Origin of the sequence: Arthrobacter sp. lap29, assembly GCF_032458965.1 — a bacterium.
Classification (GTDB): domain Bacteria; phylum Actinomycetota; class Actinomycetes; order Actinomycetales; family Micrococcaceae; genus Specibacter; species Specibacter psychrochitiniphilus.
The window spans coordinates 348,811-369,179 of the sequence record NZ_JAUCEK010000002.1; the positions used below are offsets into that span (position 1 = coordinate 348,811).

16 protein-coding genes are annotated in these 20,369 nt (G+C 59.5%); 10 read left to right on the forward strand and 6 right to left on the reverse strand.

Annotated elements, in window-relative coordinates; genetic code table 11:
- Nucleotide 1: 1 nt before the first annotated feature.
- The gene (locus RY113_RS04740; RefSeq protein WP_110106447.1) at nucleotides 2-1,003 is read right to left on the reverse strand and encodes a GerMN domain-containing protein; all 1,002 of its coding nucleotides are present in this window, start codon (nucleotides 1,001-1,003) and stop codon (nucleotides 2-4) included.
- Nucleotides 1,004-1,344: 341 nt separating this feature from the next.
- Between RY113_RS04740 and RY113_RS04745 the strand changes: the two genes are divergently transcribed.
- From RY113_RS04745 to RY113_RS04765, 5 genes are all read left to right on the forward strand, one after another.
- The gene (locus RY113_RS04745; RefSeq protein WP_110106448.1) at nucleotides 1,345-2,418 is read left to right on the forward strand and encodes a PhoH family protein; all 1,074 of its coding nucleotides are present in this window, start codon (nucleotides 1,345-1,347) and stop codon (nucleotides 2,416-2,418) included.
- Complete coding sequence (ybeY, locus tag RY113_RS04750; protein WP_110106449.1) at nucleotides 2,415-2,888, forward strand: rRNA maturation RNase YbeY; 474 nt, start codon at nucleotides 2,415-2,417, stop codon at nucleotides 2,886-2,888. Before RY113_RS04745 ends, ybeY begins: the two co-directional genes overlap by 4 nt.
- On the forward strand, nucleotides 2,885-4,243 hold the full coding sequence (locus RY113_RS04755; protein WP_315913705.1) for a hemolysin family protein: 1,359 nt from the start codon (nucleotides 2,885-2,887) through the stop codon (nucleotides 4,241-4,243). Before ybeY ends, RY113_RS04755 begins: the two co-directional genes overlap by 4 nt.
- Nucleotides 4,236-5,201: a GTPase Era gene (gene era / locus RY113_RS04760; RefSeq protein ID WP_110106451.1), complete on the forward strand. Its 966-nt coding sequence runs from the start codon at nucleotides 4,236-4,238 to the stop codon at nucleotides 5,199-5,201. Before RY113_RS04755 ends, era begins: the two co-directional genes overlap by 8 nt.
- A gap of 148 nt (nucleotides 5,202-5,349) precedes the next feature.
- A complete protein-coding gene (locus tag RY113_RS04765; protein ID WP_110106523.1) occupies nucleotides 5,350-6,924 on the forward strand; it encodes an LCP family protein in 1,575 nt (524 codons plus the stop codon).
- Between the two features lie 111 nt (nucleotides 6,925-7,035).
- Here RY113_RS04765 and RY113_RS04770 read toward each other — a convergent pair whose 3' ends face one another.
- Nucleotides 7,036-9,000, reverse strand: coding sequence for a M13-type metalloendopeptidase (locus RY113_RS04770; RefSeq protein WP_315913821.1), 1,965 nt, complete (start codon nucleotides 8,998-9,000; stop codon nucleotides 7,036-7,038).
- A 299-nt stretch (nucleotides 9,001-9,299) separates the two neighbouring features.
- On the opposite strand from RY113_RS04770, the gene leuA reads away from it, so the two are divergent.
- The 3 genes from leuA (at nucleotide 9,300) to RY113_RS04785 (ending at nucleotide 12,777) form a co-directional block, all read left to right on the forward strand.
- Nucleotides 9,300-11,042, forward strand: coding sequence for a 2-isopropylmalate synthase (leuA, locus tag RY113_RS04775; RefSeq protein ID WP_315913706.1), 1,743 nt, complete (start codon nucleotides 9,300-9,302; stop codon nucleotides 11,040-11,042).
- A 136-nt stretch (nucleotides 11,043-11,178) separates the two neighbouring features.
- Nucleotides 11,179-11,931 carry a DNA repair protein RecO gene (gene recO, locus RY113_RS04780; RefSeq protein ID WP_110106453.1) on the forward strand — a complete coding sequence of 251 codons (753 nt, stop codon included), beginning with the start codon at nucleotides 11,179-11,181 and terminating at the stop codon, nucleotides 11,929-11,931.
- Between the two features lie 9 nt (nucleotides 11,932-11,940).
- Nucleotides 11,941-12,777: an isoprenyl transferase gene (locus RY113_RS04785; protein WP_245932197.1), complete on the forward strand. Its 837-nt coding sequence runs from the start codon at nucleotides 11,941-11,943 to the stop codon at nucleotides 12,775-12,777.
- 71 nt (nucleotides 12,778-12,848) lie between these two features.
- On the opposite strand, the gene RY113_RS04790 is transcribed toward RY113_RS04785, so the two are convergent.
- Together RY113_RS04790 and RY113_RS04795 are read right to left on the reverse strand one after the other, a co-directional pair.
- Entirely contained in the window at nucleotides 12,849-14,009 is a 1,161-nt protein-coding gene (locus tag RY113_RS04790; RefSeq protein ID WP_315913707.1) for an alpha/beta hydrolase, read from the reverse strand.
- Entirely contained in the window at nucleotides 14,006-15,709 is a 1,704-nt protein-coding gene (locus RY113_RS04795; RefSeq protein ID WP_315913708.1) for an FAD-binding dehydrogenase, read from the reverse strand. Before RY113_RS04795 ends, RY113_RS04790 begins: the two co-directional genes overlap by 4 nt.
- A gap of 93 nt (nucleotides 15,710-15,802) precedes the next feature.
- Here RY113_RS04795 and RY113_RS04800 point away from each other — a divergent pair, with 93 nt between their 5' ends.
- Entirely contained in the window at nucleotides 15,803-16,870 is a 1,068-nt protein-coding gene (locus RY113_RS04800) for a quinone-dependent dihydroorotate dehydrogenase (protein WP_315913709.1), read from the forward strand.
- A gap of 108 nt (nucleotides 16,871-16,978) precedes the next feature.
- Here the strand turns inward: RY113_RS04800 and RY113_RS04805 are convergent, their stop codons facing one another.
- Both RY113_RS04805 and RY113_RS04810 read right to left on the reverse strand, forming a co-directional pair.
- Nucleotides 16,979-17,983 carry an aldo/keto reductase family protein gene (locus tag RY113_RS04805; protein WP_315913710.1) on the reverse strand — a complete coding sequence of 335 codons (1,005 nt, stop codon included), beginning with the start codon at nucleotides 17,981-17,983 and terminating at the stop codon, nucleotides 16,979-16,981.
- A 203-nt stretch (nucleotides 17,984-18,186) separates the two neighbouring features.
- Complete coding sequence (locus tag RY113_RS04810) at nucleotides 18,187-18,789, reverse strand: DUF3043 domain-containing protein (RefSeq protein ID WP_308467738.1); 603 nt, start codon at nucleotides 18,787-18,789, stop codon at nucleotides 18,187-18,189.
- Nucleotides 18,790-18,859: 70 nt separating this feature from the next.
- On the opposite strand from RY113_RS04810, the gene RY113_RS04815 reads away from it, so the two are divergent.
- A complete protein-coding gene (locus RY113_RS04815) occupies nucleotides 18,860-20,314 on the forward strand; it encodes a dipeptidase (protein ID WP_110106459.1) in 1,455 nt (484 codons plus the stop codon).
- The last annotated feature ends 55 nt before the right edge of the window (nucleotides 20,315-20,369 follow it).

Below are 20,369 nucleotides of genomic sequence, written 5' to 3' on the forward strand. Positions count from 1 at the left end.
GTTACGGGCTGCCGGTGATGGTGACAATCTTGGTGTCGATGCCAATTTTGCGGCCCGGCAGCAGGGGGTTGTCGATGAAGACGGAGAGCTGGTAGCTGCCGTTTGGTGGAACCAGATTGAAGGTGAACTCACCCAACTCGTTGGGACCCTGGGGAATATTGACGGTTCCGCTGAGATACTCGTCAGCGACTTTGCCCTCACTTACGTGAGACAAAGACCACGCCAGTGTCCCTGTCGGGGAGACGCCTTGGCCCGTCACCTTCAGTGGGAGATGCTTGTATGTTGAGCCGTTGGCCGGGTCAATGATCCAAACAGGGGCTATATAGGCAGGGTTACGGGTCAGCGGCTTATCCAAGGGGACATGTCCAAAGGCGCTATAACCGGTATGTCCGTCAACAAGAACGGAGACCTGGATGGGGGAGCTGGTGTCAACGAGCCCGGCCATGGCGGCCGCAGCAGTGGCTGTGTACACCAGCTGGGAAACGGAACGCTCAGCCATTCCGGCGTCCGCTTTTTGACTGAAGGCGTCCGCCGACACATCCACCGTGATGACATTCTTAGCGGAAATGGAGGCTCCGAGCCGGGACGGGGCACTCCACAAGGTGAAGTAATCGGGGTCCAGTGCCTTATTGCTCATCATGATGCGCAATGCGGTGACAATGGGCTCATCGAGGGCGGTGGAAGCGCGGAATTCCCTGTACAGGAAAACATCGCTGTTGCTGCGACCTAGCCAGTAAACGGGCAGGGTCTGCGAGGCTGTGGCAGTTTCCAGGGGCGCACTTGTCACTAGCCCGGTGGACGAGGACGCCGCCGTGGCTGGCATTGACGAGTCAGGGTTCTGGGTGTTGGCAGAGGTACAGCCGCCCAAAAGAAGTGTCAGTGACAGGGCCACAATGGCAACCTTGTCTACGGTGCGCAGCCTCTCGGCCGTCCGCTGCCCCCTAACATCCGGGATGGCAGCGGCGCCAGTCCGGGGTGTTGGCACAGGGGGGAAGGCGTCCATGGGGAGTTGTCTCGCAGTTTCTTTGTCAAAGTGTGCTGGTTGAAGGCCCAGTCCATGATGGATGCGCCTGCTCCAAGCATCCCCACAAGGCTTGGAACCGTACCTAGCTTGGCACAGGAGAATGTGCGGAAGAGCTCGAATTGGCTGGTTTGGGTGAACTGAAACCGTATCGAAACACTTTTCCGCAGTTTGGGACAAAGATGCACATCGGCGGCGAAGCGTATATGAGCGGCGTTGCTGAGCAGTGCACTAGAATTGATGATAAGGAGAAATAGCAGGCGTTCCGGGAATTAAAACCGGTAAACCCAAGGAGAGATTTCAGGCCTGGACGGGCCGGACTTATGGCAGAGACAACAGCACACCAAAGCGATCACAGCGCAGAAGAAGGTCAGGGCGGGCACTTCCCCCATTCAGTGGACGGGACCCGCACCGAACTGGTGTATTTTCGCTCAACCGAGCAGATGGTTGCCACCTTGGGTGCCGAAGACGAGGGGCTGCGGGTTGTTGAAAAACTCTATCCGGGGATTTCCTTCCTAGCTCGTGGCAATGTGCTCACCATCACCGGCCCTGTTGGAGTAGTGCCGCGCATCATGCACTTGATGGAGGAAGCCCGCGGCATGGTGGCCCGCGAGAGCACCATGAGTGCTGCCATCTGGGAACAGCTGGTAGTCATGCTCAAAACCCGTCCTGAGGTCTCTGTGGTGGACATCCTCAGTCACGATATTCTCTCCAGCCGTGGCCGGACCATCCGGGCTAAGACCGCGAATCAAAAGGACTATGTAGACGCCATTGACCGCAACACCGTGGTGTTCGGTATTGGCCCCGCCGGCACAGGAAAAACCTATCTGGCCATGGCAAAAGCAGTTCAGGCTTTGCAACACAAAGAAGTCAGCCGGATCATTCTCACCCGCCCTGCCGTTGAAGCAGGGGAACGGTTGGGCTTCTTGCCCGGAACCTTGAACGATAAAATTGATCCTTATCTGCGCCCGCTCTATGACGCACTGCACGACATGATGGATCCGGAAACCATTCCAAGGCTCATGGCGGCAGGAACCATTGAGGTGGCTCCGCTGGCCTACATGCGTGGGCGCACCCTCAACGATGCGTTCATCATCTTAGATGAAGCCCAGAATACAACCCCGGAGCAAATGAAAATGTTCCTGACTCGGTTGGGTTTTGGATCCAAGATTGTTGTCACGGGAGACATCACGCAAGTGGATCTGCCCACGGGAACGCGGTCTGGCTTGCGGGTAGTCAGGGAGATTCTCGAGGGCGTTGATGACATCAACTTCTCCATACTCGACGCCACGGATGTGGTGCGCCACCGTTTGGTGGGTGCCATTGTCAGCGCCTACAACAGCTGGGATGAAGCTCATCCCAGCCCCACAAAACCGAAGGACAGCACGTCACGATGAGCATCGAAATTAACAATGAATCAGGCGTGGAGGCACCCCAGGAAGAGCTCGTCAAGCTGATCCGTCACATCCTGACGGCCATGCATCTGCACCCGCAAACGGAAGTTTCGGTCATTTTGGCGGATATTGAAACCATGGAAAAGCTTCACGTGGAATGGATGGATGAGCCCGGCCCCACCGATGTGCTCTCCTTCCCCATGGATGAGCTGCGCCCCGGCACGGCTGCCGAGCCCACCGCACCAGGATTACTGGGAGACATTGTTCTTTGCCCCGTTGTGGCACAGGAGCAGGCGGTGAGTGCAGGGCACTCCATGGAGGAGGAACTATTGCTGCTCACCACACACGGCATGTTGCACCTGATGGGATACGATCACCGTGAACCGGAGGAAAAGGAAGAGATGTTTGGCATCCAGCGTGAATTGCTCTCCAGCTTCCTAGGCCGGGAAGCTCCGCGGGAGACCACGCAGTGACGCTTGTTCTCTTGCCGGTCCTGGGGATTCTCTTCACGGCCATTGCCGCTTTTTTGACGGCCATTGAGTCAGCGTTAGGGTTCTTTCCCCGCCACGACTCGGAAAGCATTGCCTTGCACAGCCGTGGCGTATCCATGGATAAGGTCCTCGCTGAACCTCAAGCGCACTTGAATGCGCTGAAGTTTTGGCGGGTCTGGTTTGAAATGGCTGCCGCCGTAGCCGTGGCCCTTTTTCTAGTGCGGCTGCTGGACAACGAATGGCTCGCCGGGCTGATCGCCACCATCATCATGGCCTTTTTGGGGTTCATGATGGTGGGCGTGTCCCCGCGACGCCTGGGCCGCCTTCACGCGGCTGCTCTTGTAGGCCGAACGTCCTGGCTGGTGCACTTTCTACGGCGCGTTCTGGGCCCCATCCCGGAATGGTTGAACCGTCTGGGCGCCGCCCTCACCAAGGACGCACCAGCTGCCGATGAAGGATTTGTCAGCGAAGAGGAATTCCGTGAATTCGTTGATCGCGCCAGTGAAGCGGACATGATTGAGGACAATGAGGCTGAACTCATCCACAGCGTGATTGACATGGGTGAAACCATGGTTCGGGCCGTTATGGTTCCGCGCACTGACATCATGAGTATTGTCCAAGATGCCACACTGGAAGAAGCACTCGAGGCCTTTCTGTCTTCGGGGTACTCGCGCATTCCAGTAATTGGGGAAAGTACCGACCATATTCTGGGGATCCTGTACCTCAAAGACCTGGTGGCTACCCTGTACCGCAACAATGGTGCCCGGGGCAGGCCCAGCGTGGAGCAGCTAACACGAACTGTTCGTTATGTTCCCGAGTCCAAGCCGGTGGACGCCCTCCTCAAAGAACTCCAGCTGGAATCAACACATGTGGCCATTGTGGTGGATGAGTATGGCGGAACGGCCGGTCTGGTGACACTCGAGGACCTCCTTGAGGAAATTGTTGGAGAAATTGAGGACGAATACGATTCCGTGTCCCCAGATGTGCAGACCCTTGCAGAAGGGTGCTTCCGGATTCGGGCCCGGTTGGCCGTTGACGAACTCGGTGAGCTTTTCGATAAGGACATGGACGACGACGAGGTGGACACGGTGGGCGGCCTCCTTGCCAAGCACTTGGGGCGGATCCCCATGGTGGGGGACATTGTGGAGATCTCCGGGGTGATCTTGCAGGCTGAGCGCAAGGAACCCCAACGCAACAGAATTAGCCACATCATCGCCAGCCGTAATATTGCCAGCAGCCGGTCCGGGACGGACACTGGCATAAGAGATTCAAAATTAGCTAATGCGCCTTGGATTGAGGCGACCATTGATCAAAACACTAGGAGCAACCATGAGTAAGTCGAACAAGAAGCTGGCCATGCCTGCTCCCAAGGCCGAGGGTTTCCGTGCAGGTTTCGCCGTCCTGGCCGGCCGGCCCAATGCAGGGAAATCAACACTGACCAACGCCCTTGTGGGACAAAAGGTAGCGATCACCTCGGCCAAGCCGCAAACCACCCGGCACACCATTCGTGGGCTAGTGCACAGGGACACATTCCAGCTTGTTCTGGTGGACACCCCAGGGCTGCACCGCCCCCGAACACTCTTGGGTAAACGCCTCAACGATCTGGTGGCGGATACTCTGGCTGAAGTTGATGTTATTGGTTTCTGCTTGCCGGCCAATGAAAAAATTGGTCCCGGTGACAGGTTCATCGCCCAGCAATTGGCCAACGTAGGCAAAAAACCTGTCATTGCCATTGTCACCAAGACAGACACGGTGGACCGCCAAGCGGTCACAGACCAGCTCATAGCTGTTGACAAGCTGGGCCGGGATGTCTTCGGCGAGACTGGCTTTGCCGCCGTCGTACCTGTTTCCGCTGTGGAAGACTTCCAAGTTGAAACCTTGGCAGGGGTGTTCGCCAGCTACATGCCGGAGGGCCCTGCCCTGTATCCTGATGGGCACCTCACCGACGAGCCTGAGGCTGTCATGGTTGCAGAGTTGATTCGTGAGGCCGCGCTGGAGGGCGTTCGCGATGAACTGCCTCACTCCCTCGCCGTGGTGGTTGAGGAGATTATTCCCAGAGAAGGCCGCTCGGAGGATAACCCGTTGCTGGATGTGCGGGTCAATCTGTATGTGGAACGGCCCTCCCAAAAGGCCATCATCATCGGCAAGGGTGGGGCCAGGCTTCGCGATGTAGGCACCACTGCGCGGAAAGGTATCGAGGCGCTGCTGGGTACCAAAATCTACCTTGATTTGCATGTCAAGGTAGCCAAGGATTGGCAGCGCGATCCCAAACAGCTTGTTAAGCTGGGCTTTTAGCGAATAATTCAGCAGGAAGGCGGCGGCCTGCCGGGCCGCCGCTTGATGTTTTTCTGTTCAATTTTGGGCGAACGTGTGGCTTGTGGGATGTTCCCAGCCTTCGCCGATAAACTCTTGAGAGTTTATATCCATAGTGAAAGGTTTGTTCATGGGGCGTCGCCGTGCCGAAACGGGGGCAGTGAAAGCTGCCAGCACCCCACCTAGGGGACCTGAGAGTACCTTGGAGCCGGCCGGCAGGCACTACAAGCCCCATCGCAGAGCCCCACTCTGGTTGCGAATCACGGCTCTTGCTGTGTGCTCAGTCCTTGTTATTGGGTTAGGCACTGCTGGGCTGCTTTTCTACAAGCTGCAAAGCAATGTCACAACAGCGCCGCTTGACGGGCGCGTACCCAACGCCTCCGGTTCGGGCAAGTCCGTGGAAGACACGGGCTCCTTGCAGATCCTGATTCTTGGAACCGATACACGCGCTGGCAAGAACAGTGAGTACGGTACCGCGGAAGATTCTGCCGGTCAGGGCCAATCGGATGTGATGCTCCTGATGGATATCTCGGCAGATAACAGCCGGGTCTCCGTGACCAGTTTTCCCCGCGACCTCATGGTGCCCATCCCTGATTGCGTGTCCGTGGCGACCGGTGAAACCGTTCCAGGGGCACTTCTGGGACAGCTCAACGGAGCGCTTGCGGCAGGGCCCGGCTGCACTGTAGCGGCCATCAATGACATCACCGGATTGACCATTGACCATTTCATGCTGGCTGACTTCACAGCCGTCAAGGAACTTTCCAAGGCCTTGGGTGGTGTTGAAGTGTGTGTTGACCACGCCATGTATGACGTCAACGGCTCGTTCCTGAAACTACCCAAGGGTAAAAGCCTGGTAGAAGGGGAACAGGCGCTTGCTTTCCTGCGCACCAGGCACGCCTTTGGTGATTCCGGTGATCTGGACAGGATCAAGGCCCAGCAGTATTTCCTTGGCTCCATGGTGCGCAAGGTCAAGAGTGAAGGGACGTTGACCAACCTGCCCAAGCTCTACACCTTGGCTGACGTGGTCACCAAAAACCTCACCATTGATGAGAACCTGGCCAATGTTCCAGCCATGATCGGTGTAGCTACACGCTTGGCCAAGATTGATCTGAGCAAGGTCTCCTTTGTCACGGTCCCCAACGAACCATATTCTGCAGATATCAACAGGGTTCAGTTGAAGGAGCCTCAGGCCAGCCAATTCTTCGCAGCCCTGCGCCAGGACGCGGATCTCTCCGGAGCCCCCTCCCCGAGCCCCCCGGCCGCGGCTCCTTCTGGCGTCGCGTCAAGCAAAGCCCCTGAAACGCAGGCGCCCTCAGCACCGCCCTATGACAAGTCACTGCAGCCCATCAGCGTGGTCAACGCAACCGCCATTGTTGGCCGTTCCCTGGAATTGGTCCAGGAACTGGCGGCCGCTGGTTTCCAAAGTGCTTGGCAGGCAGGGGATGTTCCCGTACAGAGCAAAACCCAGCTTCTCTACGGGGCGGACATGGCTGACGTGGCGGCTGATGTGGCCGCACTCTTCAAGCTTCCCGCAAGTGCCGTGAAATCTGATCCAACCGTGACGGGCATCAGCCTCGTGGTGGGGGCTGATTGGGCCTCCGGCAAGGAATTCGGCAAGATCGTTCTGCCAGATGACATTGTCTCCAGCACCGCCGAGCAAAGCGGTGAGTGCATGAAGGTCAACCCGCTGTACTACACCTACTAGCTCGCCACGGGCTAGAACACACAAGGGGGCGCGGTGGTGAAAGGAATCCTTTCACCACCGCGCCCCCTTGTGTGTGAGGTGCTTAGTGGCTGCCTCTGAGGTACCGTCTGTCTACCAGATGCTGACGCGTTGCTCCGGTGCCAGCCACAGTTGGTCGCCCGGTACGGTGCCGAAGGCCTCATGGAAGGCATCGAGGTTGCTGACCACCGCATTGCAGCGTAGTTCCGCGGGGGAGTGCGGGTCTATTGTGAGGCGTCGGACAGCTTCCTCGTATCGGATCTTGGTGCGCCAGCATTCGGCCCAAGAGTAGAAGAAGCGCTGGGCACCCGTGAGAGAATCAATGACAGCTGAGCTGGAATCCTTCAAGCTGAGCTGGTAGGCCTTGAAACCGATGGCTAATCCTCCGAGGTCGCCGATGTTTTCACCGAGGGTCAGTTCACCATTGACGAACTCGTCGGGGGCGGCCATGGGGGACAGTACGTTGTACTGTTGCACCAATCTCTTGGTGAGAGCCTCAAAAGCGCTTCTGTCCGCGTCAGTCCACCAGTTCCGCAGTGCCCCGGAACCGTCAAATTGTGAACCCTGGTCATCGAAACCATGGCCAATCTCGTGCCCGATGACGGCGCCAATCCCACCGTAGTTAGCGGCGTCGTCAGCTTCTACATCGAAGAAGGGTGGCTGCAAGATTGCGGCCGGGAACACCACCTCGTTCATGGTGGGGTTGTAGTAGGCATTGACTGTCTGGGGTGTCATGAACCATTCATCATGGTCAATGGGGGCACCAATCTTTGCCAGCTGCCGCGCCAGCTCGAAGGCGTTACTGCGCTCAATGTTGCCCAGCAGGTCCCCTTCTCTAATCTCCAGGGCGGAGTAGTCACGCCACTTGGCGGGGTAGCCGATCTTGGGAGTGAAGGCCGCCAATTTTTCGAGGGCCTTTTCTTTTGTTTCGCTGCTCATCCAGGCAAGCTCGGCAATGCTGCTGCGGTAGGCCTCGATGAGGTTAGCTACTAGGGCTTCCATACGAGTTTTGTGTGATTCAGGGAAGTGTTTGGCTACGTAGAGTTGGCCCACCGCCTCACCTAGGGATCCTTCAACAAGGGCCACGGCTCGCTTCCATCGGTCTCTGATGGCAGGGGTCCCGCTGAGGGTTGTGCCGTAGAAAGCGAAGTTACTATCAACAAATTCCTTTGACAGGTAGCCTGCCAGGCTGGAAATGGTGCGCATGGCCAGCCATGCCTGCCAATCGGCCAGGCGGCCCTCCACCAGCAGGGCTTGTTGCCCGCTAAAGAAATCAGGCGTGGCCACCACCACTTCAGCGCTTTGCTCCTGCGTCACACCCAGAGATTCGAGCCAGGTAGCTAGTGCAGGCAAAAGCGCAACGGCTTCACTGTGATTCATCAGGTTGTAGGTTTTCTGTGGATCGCGCAAGGACACCTTGTCCAAGTGTGTTGCGGCAATCTCTGTCTCCAGGGCCATGATGCGCGGCGCCTTGACGGCGGCGTCGGCTATGCCCGCCAATTCCAGCATGGTCTGGATATGTCCAACATAGGCGGTGCGAATGGCCTCAAATTTTTCATCCCGGTAGTAGGACTCATCCGGGAGCCCTAGGCCAGATTGGAAAAGGTGCAGCAGGGCGCGGTCTGGATTTCCGGCGTCGTTGTTGACATAGGCACCGAACAAGGTGCTGCCACCGGTACGGTCCAGATCGCCCATGAGCCGGACTAGGGCCTCCATGCTGCCTACCTGCTCAATGCTGCGGAGCTTTGCAACGAGGGGAGCGGCCCCGGCTGCTTCAATGGCGGCCTCATCCATGAAGGTTCCATACAAGGCACCAATTTTTGCGGACAGTGCCGCGTTGGCGGAGTCGGTGGGGTCCGCCTGCGCGCCTGCCTGCTCAATGATGGCCTTGACGGCATCTTCGGATTCGTCGCGCAAGGTGATGAAAGATCCGGTGACTGCCCGGTCCTCCGGGATCACCTCAGCGTTCAACCACGTGCCATTGACATGGCGGAATAGATCATCCTGGGGCCTTGTGCCCGGGTCAAGATGGCTGAAATTGATGCCGGCGTGGGTCAAAGAAATCGTTTCCCCTTCATGGGTTACCGCCTTCAAGCGTTGCTGGCTTGCAGGCGTGGTGCGCTCACAGGTGTGTGCTTTTTGGAAGGTGGGCGAACCCACAAAGTGAGTTCGTTCACCACCATCCTACGTGCCGTGTTAGGGTAAAAATGTGCGCACTGGAATGCTTCTTCTTAGCTGCCGCGGCGAGGCCTAGAACCTGTTGATTTGTTCGACACGGACCATGGCCACCCTCGCTGCGGTGTTTGTGTTGCCCGGCCGGCCTCCCACTTCGTTGTACAACAGATAAGGTCACCTCCATGCGAAATGCGCAAAAACCCTCCGGAATGCCCGTCGAGCGTTACATCCCGTTCCAGGATCAGATCTCCGTGAGCTTGCCGGATAGGACATGGCCGGACAAAGTAATCACGAAGGCGCCGCGCTGGTGCGCCGTTGACCTCCGCGACGGCAACCAGGCTCTGATTGACCCTATGAGCCCGGGCCGCAAGATGAAGATGTTCCAACTGCTGGTCAAGATGGGCTTCAAGGAGATTGAAGTAGGCTTCCCGTCCGCCTCACAAACCGACTTCGACTTTGTGCGTCAGCTCATCGAAGGCGGCCACATCCCGGACGACGTCACGATCCAGGTTTTGACTCAGGCACGCGAGCACTTGATCGAGCGGACCTACGAGTCCCTGATCGGTGCCAAGCAGGCAATCGTGCACCTGTACAACTCCACCTCGGTGCTGCAGCGTCGCGTTGTCTTCAACCAGGACGAGGACGGCATCCTTGACATTGCCCTGCAGGGTGCGCGCCTGTGCAAGAAGTATGAAGAGACCCTGACCGATACCCGCATCACCTATGAGTACTCGCCCGAATCATTCACGGGAACCGAGCCCGAATACGCCCTGCGCGTTTGCAACGCCATTGCCGACATCTTCGAAGCCTCAGCCGAGAACCAGGTCATCATCAACTTGCCCGCCACCGTGGAGATGGCCACACCCAACGTCTATGCCGACTCTATTGAATGGATGAGCCGGAACCTGCACCCGCGGGAAGGCATTGCGCTCTCCTTGCACCCGCACAATGACCGTGGTACCGGTGTTGCTGCTGCCGAGCTGGGCTACCTGGCAGGTGCTGACAGGATTGAGGGTTGCCTGTTCGGAAACGGTGAGCGCACCGGCAATGTGGATCTGGTGACCTTGGGCCTGAACATGTTCACGCAGGGAATTGACCCCATGATTGACTTCTCTGACATTGATGAAGTGCGCCGCACCGTAGAGTACTGCAATCAACTGCCGGTACCTGAGCGTTCACCGTACGGTGGCGATCTGGTGTTCACCGCCTTCTCCGGCTCGCACCAGGATGCCATTAAGAAGGGTTTTGAAGCCATGGAGGCCGACGCTGCCGCGGCCGGCGTTGCCGTGGAAGCACACACCTGGGCTGTCCCGTACCTACCCATTGACCCCAAGGACCTGGGCCGCAGCTACGAAGCTGTCATCCGGGTCAACTCCCAGTCCGGCAAGGGTGGTGTGGCGTACCTGTTGAAGAATGAGCACAGCCTGGACCTGCCGCGCCGGGCACAGATTGAATTCTCCGGCGTCATCCAGCAGCGCACCGATACGGTAGGTGGAGAAGTCAGCGCCGCCGAACTGTGGAAAATCTTCAAGGATGAATACCTGCCCGCAGAGGGTAGCGATGAGCAGTGGGGCCGCTACCGCATTGGGCCGTTTACCACGTCAACGGATGACGAAGGCGAGATGATGCTCGTTGCCAAGGTCACCATTGACGGCACAGTCCACACCCGCACGGGAACCGGCAACGGGCCCATTGCAGCTCTGCTGGGTATTCTGGCTGAAGATGGCATGGATGTGCGGGTCTTGGACTACTCCGAACATGCTCTCTCAGAGGGAGGGGATGCACGTGCTGCGGCATTTGTGGAGTGTGCCGTTGGTGAACGCGTACTGTGGGGTGTTGGCATTGACGCCAACACCTCCACATCATCCTTGAAGGCAGTTATCTCAGCCGTCAACCGTGCGGTGCGTGACTCTCAGAACGTCTAATCACCAAACAGTGCACCCCGGTAGCTGCCACCTCTTGGCAGCTACCGGGGTGACTTGTTTGCCGGGCTTGTTTGGCGGATCCATTGCTCGGCGCGGGTTGCTCCGCGGCGGGAGGCAAAGATGGGATAATGGGTCAGTGTCCAATCAATCTTTTGCCGCCCGCACCTATCGGGATGATGCTGTGATTCTGCGCACGCACAAATTGGGTGAAGCAGATAGAATTATCACGCTCCTGACACACCATCATGGGCAGCTGCGTGCCGTAGCCAAGGGGGTGCGGCGCACCAGCAGTAAATTTGGTGCCCGGCTGGAACCGTTCATGGTGGCTGATCTTCAGCTGGTCAAGGGACGTTCCTTGGACATCATCACCCAGGCAGTGGCGAAGGCAAGCTACGGCGATGCGATTGCCGCCAATTATGACAGATACGTGGTGGCGGCGGCCATGGCGGAAACGGCGGAGCGGCTCACCGATGTTGATGGCGAAACCTCAACAGCGCACTACCTGCTGCTGGTGGGGGCCCTGGCCGCGCTCAGCCGAGGCGCCCATGCGCCGGAGCTGATCCTTGACTCCTACCTCCTAAGAGCCGTCTCGATCGCAGGCTGGGCGCCGAGCTTCTCAGCCTGCGCCCGCTGCGGTGAGCCGGGCCCTCATGGCGCCTTCAATGCATCCTTGGGTGGGGCCGTGTGTCATGACTGCAGGCCGCCGGGTTCACCCGCCCCTGCTCCGGAAACTATGGTGCTTCTGGGGCAGCTATTGAGCGGAAACTGGGCCGGGGCACAGGGCTCCTTGGCCCTTCATCGTCGCGAGGCGGCGGGTCTTGTGGCCGGTTATGTGCAATGGCATTTGGAACGCACTGTGCGTTCCCTGAAACTTGTGGAGCGTGTTTAGAGTATGGCAATGCAGCGCAGTGGAAACAAAGGCGGCAAGGCAAAAAGCAGCCGGAGCGCGGCTAAGCTTCCGGTAGTGGCGCCTTGGCCGCACACCTCAGGGGAGAGTGCCCCTGCCATTGCCCAAGAACTCATCCCCGAGCACGTTGCCATTGTCATGGATGGCAACGGACGCTGGGCCAACCAGCGCGGCCTGCCCCGGGTGGAAGGGCACAAAGCGGGGGAGCCGGCGCTGCTGGACGTCATGGCCGGGGCTATTGAAATGGGCATAAAATATGTCAGTGTCTATGCCTTCTCGACGGAAAACTGGAAGCGCTCGCCCGAAGAAATCCGCTTTCTGATGGGATTTAACAAGGACGTATTAAGACGCCAACGGGATCAACTCGACGCGTGGGGTGTGCGCATTCGATGGTCAGGACGGCGGCCCAAGTTGTGGGGCTCTGTCATCAAGGAGCTTGAGGCCGCCCAGGAGCACACCAAGGACAACGATGTGATTACGTTGACCATGTGTGTTAATTACGGGGGCCGGGCGGAAATTGCAGACGCCGTGGCGGCCTTGGCCGCGGATGTGGCGGCGGGGCGGCTGAGCCCCAAACAGGTCAATGAAAAAACCATCCAGAAGTACATGTACCTGCCCGATGTCCCTGATGTGGACTTATTCCTGAGGTCCAGCGGAGAGCAGCGGCTCTCAAATTTCCTGCTGTGGCAATCAGCGTATGCGGAGTTTGTTTTCATGAACACCATGTGGCCGGATGTGGACCGGCGGACCCTGTGGGCTGCTGTGGATGAATACGCCCGCCGGGACCGGCGCTATGGTGGCGCCGTGGATGCAGCAGCCCACGGCTAGTGGCCTCCACGTAAGGACTACGGGACCTTCTGAGGGCACTGAAAATACAGGCTCCCTAGAAGGAATCATGCCTAATCATCAGTGCCCTTGGTCGAAGCAGGTTTTAGCACAGGTGTTACATAACCTTGCAGCCAGCGGGCCACTTTGGTATAGGCGTCATCTCGCACCGGTTGGGGAGAGAGAAGAACCTCATGAAGGGCCCCCTCGATCCGTTCCAAGGTGACGGAGTTTCCCAGTGAGAGGGTCCGTAACGCCAGAGAGCGCACATCAAGGACCACGTCGGCACGCAGCATCGCATCGTTCCAGACAGGGCCAAGCATGCTCTTGGAGGAGAGCAGCACCAGAATGGGCATGGGTAGTTTCAGTCCGGAGGCCACTTCCTGTTGCGCGGCTAAAATGGCCTTCATCCAGCCGGCCCGAACAGGAAACGCGTGCGGTGGCCGGAGTGCCTTGTCCACCGGCCATTCTCCATAAGCTTCATTGCTGATGCCGCGCCAGTAGAACGACCGTTCGGGCACACGCATCCGCAGCAGTGGCCGCAAATCTGCCAACTGTACCAAGGGTGTAGCCGCCCGCCTGATCGCGGCCCCGCCCTGGATCTCCAGCCAAGGGCTGTTCAGTACCAGATGGCTGACCCGGCCGGGATAGTGGTGCGCCCACAATGTGGCGATGAGCCCACCAGTGGAGTGACCTACCAGAATGAAGGGCCGTGCCGGCCTCTCACCGGGCTCTAGTGAGCCGGGCACGGTTTCTGCCCTTTGCTGATGAGGCGCGCTCTCCCTGTCAATGAGGTCATATGCGGCGAGTATTTCGGCGTCGTAATCGGCCAGATTACCCACATAGCCGCCCAGTTCAGGAGACTCCAGGCTGCGGCCGTGATTGTGCAGGTCAAGAGCATAGAAGTTGTATCCGCGATCCGTGAAGAACTCAGCCAATCCTGTGTTGTAGAAGTAGTCGCTCCACCCGTGAATGAACAGCACAGGCGTGCCCGCTATTGCTGGGGAGGCTTGACGGGGGCCACCTTGGGGCCGGTGGCGGACCAGGGTGGCCCGGTACTCTCGGCTGGGGCTGGGGCTGGGGCTGGGGCTGGGGCTGTCAGCGTTCGCTCCGGCCCCGGGGGCAGTAGTGGTCTGTGCGTTGAGGTTCTGGCCGGGCATTGGCACCAAGAGCGTTGTTGCTTGGTAGTCCGGGCCCAGAATATCTGGCCCCCAGAGCGTGGTAGCGGCGCTCATACCACGGTACTCCCAGCCGCAGCAGCCGCAGTCCCGGTAGCTTCTGCCGCGTGACGGCCGGCAACGCGGCCGGAAAACAGGGCGCCGCCAAGGAAGGTTCCCTCTAGGGATCGGTAGCCGTGCATGCCGCCCCCGCCAAAGCCAGCAGCCTCGCCGGCAGCAAAGAGGCAGGGGATGGGCTCACCGTCGCCACCGAGCACCCTGGCCGAAAGGTCCGTTGTGAGCCCGCCCAGGCTCTTGCGCGTCAGAGTTGTTAAGCGAACCGCAACCAGCGGGCCGTGCTCCGCTGCCAGGATTGGATGCGGGGGAACCACTCGCATCAGTTTGTCGGTGGCAAAGCGGCGCGCCTCCCGGATGGCATTGAGCTGAGTATCCTTGCCAAGGCCACTGTCCACTTGCATATCCCTCGCGAGAATAGTTTGGTGCAAGTTTTCCGGATCGATCAGTGAGTTGCCCGTCAACGCGTTCATCTTGAGCGCCAGTTCCTGGGCGGTGGCAGCCTGAACAAAGTCAATGCCCGCGTCGAGGAACTTTTGCAAGGGTGCCGGGGTACCGGGAAGGGCACGTTTGGCCAGAAGTTTCACGTCCTTGCCTGTCAGATCCGGGTTCTGTTCGGAACCAGAGAGAGCAAATTCCTTGTTCAGAATGGTCTTGTTGAGCACAAACCAGGAATGTTCATGTCCCGTGGTTTCTAAATGACGAAGCGTGCCCAATGAATCAAAGCCCGGGAACAGCGGGATGGGCAGGCGTTGTCCCGTGGCGTCGAGCCACAGGGGTGAGGGCCCGGAAAGAATCCGAATTCCATGCAGAGGCCACACGGGCTCAGGGTTGTGGATGCCCTCTGTGTAATGCCACATGCGGTCTGTATTGATCAGTGCCCCACCGGAGTTGGCCACGGATTGTTGGAACTCTCCGTCCACGGAGGCGGGGACTCCGCTGAGCATATAGTCCGGACCGCTACTGTTGGGCCATTGTTCCCTGACCATGGCGTGGTTTCCGCCAATCCCACCAGTGGTGACAATAACTGATTGGGCGGACACCTCAAAATCTCCTACAACAGTGCGGCTGCTGGCTTCGCCTCGGTTCACACCGGAGGGCTCAAGAAGCTCGCCGCGCACCCCGGTGACGGATCTGGAATGGAACACCAATTCCGTGGCGCGGTGGCGGAAGGCAATCTGAACGCGCCCTGCGGCCACCCCCTCACGGACCTTGGCCAGAAAGGGGGAGAGAATGCCGGGGCCGGTTCCCCACGCCACATGGAATCGGGGGACGGAATTGCCGTGACCTTGGGCGTCGTAGCCGCCACGTTCAGCCCATTGGACAAGGGGGAAGAACCTGACTCCAAGCGCATGCAGCCAGGCCCGTTTTTCTCCCGCAGCAAAGTTGACATAGGCTTCCGCCCAGGCGCGTGGCCAGGCATCCTCGGGACGGTCAAAGGCTGCTGAACCCAGCCAATCATTCATGGCGAGCTCCACTGAATCCTTGACCCCCAGACGGCGTTGTTCCGCAGTGTCCACCATGAACAGCCCGCCGAAGGACCAATGTGCTTGCCCGCCCAGTGACGCTTCGGGCTCCTGATCTAGGATCAACACGCGGCTCCCCGCGTTATACGCCTCTGCTGCGGCCACCAATCCGGACAGTCCCGCCCCTACAACCACCACGTCCGAATGCTGCCACACGCCACCGCCATTGGTATTCATGTGGCCATGCTAACGCCTCTTTGTCAGCCGTCACGCGTACAGCTCACGTTCAGGCGTTTTGCAGTTGTGCCGCCGAACCGGAAAACTAGGGGTATGCGTATATATCCCACAGTTTTCCGGCTCTGCTTTTCTTGGATGGATGCCGAGAAGGCGCACAAGATCGGCTTCACCATGATCAAGGCGATCCATACCGTGGGAGGCGGTGCAGTATTGCGCCGCATGTTCACCCCGTCTAGCTCTCTGACCACACAGGCATTGGGCCTGACATTCCCCACACCGTTTGGCCTGGCGGCCGGGTTTGATAAAGAGGGCAAGGGCATCAACGCCCTTGCAAACCTGGGCTTTGGTCACGTTGAGGTTGGCACCATCACGGGCCAGGCTCAAGAAGGAAACCCCCAACCACGCCTCTTCCGTCTCGTGGAGGACCGTGCCGTGATCAACCGCATGGGCTTCAACAACGACGGCGCCGCAGCCGTGGCTCCTCGTCTCAAGGAAGCGCTGGCTGGGCTGAGTAAGACCTACCCGGGAGTCCGGCCCATCATTGGTGTCAACATTGGCAAAACCAAGGTGGTCGAGTTAGAAGATGCGTTGGAGGATTACCTCATCAGCGCCCGCACCCTTGCGCCGTCGGCCGATTACCTTGTGGTCAACGTCAGCTCACCCAACACCCCCGGGCTGCGCTTGTTGCAAGACGTGGCTACGCTGCGGCCGCTACTTGTGGGAGTTCGTGAAGCGGCCAATGCCTCCGCGGCTCGGCATGTCCCGTTGCTGGTGAAGATTGCCCCTGACCTCGCCGACGAGGACGTTGCGGATGTTGCAGCCCTGGCCCTGGAGCTCAAACTGGATGGCATTATCGCCACCAACACCACCATCAGCCGCGAGGGCTTGGCCAGCCCGGACGCCTTGGTCCAGGAGAAGGGTGCTGGCGGGCTTTCCGGAGCGCCGTTGAAGGCCCGCTCATTGGCGGTCCTGCGCCAGCTCAAGGCGGCCGTAGGGGATTCTCTGGTTCTTATTTCAGTAGGTGGTGTGGAAAGCGGTGCCGACGTCCAGGAACGGCTCGACGCTGGCGCCACCCTCGTTCAGGGCTACACGGCGTTCTTGTACGAGGGCCCTTTCTGGGCGGCTCGTATCAACAAGGAACTTGCCGCGTTGCGCAAGTAGCAACACATTTGCGCTGCAGCGGGGGTCGAGATCCTCGGCGCGAGAAATCTTACTGCCCGCGAGAGGACCTCGGCGCCCGCCTGTGTGCTCCTGCCCCCTGATACGCCCCTACGCCACTCGGGTGGGCGGGCTCACTGTTTTCGCAGGATCGTTCATGATTGACGGAGCCAGAGCAGTGTCAATGGCTTCCATGAGCTCGGCCGGGATTTTCACGCCGGAGGCCTTGACGTTCTCGGCCACCTGCTCGGGCCGTGAGGCCCCCACCAGGGCTGTTGCGACGTTCTCGTTTTGCAATACCCACGCAATAGCAAGCTGTGGCATGCTCAGCCCCAGCTCCTGCGCAACCGGGCGCAATTTTTGTACATTGGCCAGAATGTCATCGTTGAGGAAACCCTTGATGGTGTTTGCCCCGCCGTGTTCGTCCGTGGCGCGCGAACCGGCAGGCAGCGGCGCGCCCGGAAGGTATTTCCCGCTCAACACGCCCTGCGCCATGGGTGACCACACTACCTGGGACATGCCCAGCTCCTTCGCGGCCGGGATCACCTCCGGTTCAATGACCCGCCAGAGCGCTGAGTACTGCGGCTGGTTTGAGACCAGTGAGAAGCCTGCCTCGCGTGCCAGGCGCTGGCCGTCACGGAGTTGTTGCGCGGTCCACTCTGAAACTCCGATGTAGAGAGCCTTGCCTGCCCTAACCACATCGCCGAAGGCGGCAATGGTCTCCTCCAGGGGAGTCTGAAAGTCGTAGCGGTGCGCCTGGTACAGGTCCACGTAGTCCATGTTCAGCCTGCGCAGGGAGTTATTGATTCCCTCCATGATGTGTTTGCGGGACAGGCCCGTATCGTTGGGGCCCTTAGGTCCCACCGGCCAGTAAACCTTGGTGAAGATTTCCAGGGATTCGCGGCGCTCCGAGGCCAGGGCGGCGCCAAGAACTTCCTCCGCTGCCCCGTTGGCGTAGGCGTCCGCAGTGTCGAAGGTGGTGATGCCGGCGTCCAGCGCTGCACGTACGCAGGCCGTGGCAACATCGTTTTCCACTTGCGAGCCGTGGGTGAGCCAGTTACCGTAGGTGATTTCAGTGATTTTCAGGCCGGATCGGCCAAGGTGGCGGTATTCCATAGCTCCAGCTTAACCACACTTAAAGTGAAACGCCGGTCACTTCCTTCAGGAAATGACCGGCGTGCTGCGCAGTGGGTATGTTCAATGAGGTGGGCCCACGCTCCCGAGGGCCCCGAGCCGAGGCACAAAAGTTGGGTGGTGTGGGTGGGCCCACGCTCCCGAGGGCCCCGAGCCGAGGCACGAGGTTTGGGAGGGAGTGGGGACTAGGAAGGCCACTCTCCGCGGCTCACCATGGGCTTGGGCAGGCGCAGACGGCGGAACTGCATTGAACGCATGGAGGCGTACCAGATCACACCGGAATCCACGCCGCCGAACTTGGCAATTACAAGGCGCTTAAGCTTGCGTGACATGAGCCAAACATCAATTGCCACACCTGCCACCATGACCCAGAAAAGGCCAAAGAGGATAATCGTGGCGTTGTTCGTGGGCGGGATGACAACTGTCAGCAGCACAATGGCCAGTGCCGCAAACATGACGTATTCGCCGAGGCTGAAGCGGGCGTCCACATAGTCACGGACGTAACGCTTCTGCGGGCCCTTGTCACGGGCTGGCAGGAAGCGTTCTTCTCCGGTGTCCAGGGCGCGGCGCATACGGGCCTGCTCTTCACGGCGAGCGTCTCGCGCTGCTACTTTGGCTGCCCCACGGTCGTTGGGAACAAGGGGCCGCTTGCGGGCGTCCTCCTGTGCCTTCCGGGACGGCGTGGGCACGCCTTTGGCTGACTGCGGGTCCTTGGACCTGACAATCGGCTCGTTGGAGGCAGCCGCCAGCTGCGGGTCGGGGGCTTGATCTTTCTTACGTCCAAACACCCGTTTAGAATACCCCGAACACGGCCGCCACCTTGACCGCAGGTGTTTTGGCGGCGGTAGTCTTTGGTTCATGACTCTTGAACACACGCCTCATGCCGGGTTGGATCCCCGCATGGGCGCACAGCTCCCCACGGCCGCGCTTCGAGCAAACGTAGCGGCAAACCTTTCCGCCACGGTGGCGGAACTCGTAGAACTGGTGGCCATTCCCGGAATCGCTTGGGATGCCTTTGACGCCGCCGCGCTTGAACGCAGTGCGGAAGCCGTGGCAGAACTTATCCGCACCACTGGCCTTGAAGACGTACAGATCCTGCGCGTTCCCAAGGCCGACGGCGCCCCGGGCGGCCCCGCCGTCGTGGCCCGAAAACTTCCGGCCCCTGGTATGCCCACCGTGGTCCTTTACGCCCACCATGACGTACAGCCGCCCGGAGATAGCGCACTCTGGGACACCGAGCCTTTTGTGGCCACCGAGCGTGAGGGCCGGCTCTACGGCCGCGGTGCAGCAGATGACAAGGCCGGCATCATGGCACATATTGCCGCCTTCCGGGCCGTCACCGAAACCTTGGGTGCTGACTTCGGCGTCGGCATTACCTTCTTTATTGAAGGGGAAGAGGAGGCGGGTTCACCCACGTTCAAGGACTTCCTGGCCGAATACCGTGATTTGCTAGCTGGTGATGTCATTGTTGTTGCCGATTCCGCTAACTGGCAGGTAGGTATACCGGCCCTGACCACGAGCCTGCGTGGACTGGTTGACGGCACAGTGGAGGTCCGGGTCAGCGCCCATGCCGTCCACTCGGGCATGTTTGGTGGGCCTCTACTTGATGCGCCCACCCTGTTGGCCCGCCTGATTGCCACCTTCCATGACGATCAGGGCTCGGTGGCTATTGCTGGCCTGCACCGGGGACCTGAGGTTGCCCTGGAATATCCGGAAGCAACATTCCGGGCTGACGCTGCCGTGCTCGACGGCGTTAAGCTGGCTGGCCGCGGCAGCCTTGCCTCACGGTTGTGGGCCCAACCAGCGCTGAGCGTCATTGGTATGGATATCCCCAGCGTTGATATGAGTTCCAACACATTACTGCCTTTTGCGCGGGCCAAGATCAGTCTGAGACTGGCTCCCGGGCAGGATCCGGCCGCGGCCATGGAGGCCTTGGCGCAGCACATGCAGAGCAATGCTCCCTTTGGCGCCCAAGTCACTTTCATGCCGGGCGAATCCGGTCAGTCCTTCGCCACCGACGTCTCTGCTCCCGCAGCCCAAGCCGCACTGTGGGCCATGGGGGAGTCGTGGGGAGTGCCGGCTGTGGAGACGGGAATGGGTGGGTCCATCCCCTTCATTGCCGATCTGAAAGAAACCTTCCCGGCTGCGCAAATTCTCGTCACCGGTGTTGAGGACCCGGATTCCCGCGCCCACAGCGCCAATGAGTCGTTGCATTTGGGTGACTTTGAAAAGGCCATTGTGTCCCAGGCTCTCCTGTTGGCGGCCGTCAATAGCGGTGCGCTGGGGGATCGTCAAACGGGTCAGCAAGTCTGAACCAAGTTAGCGCCTCTGCCGGGCTCGACGTAGCATGTACTTGTACCCTCACGTA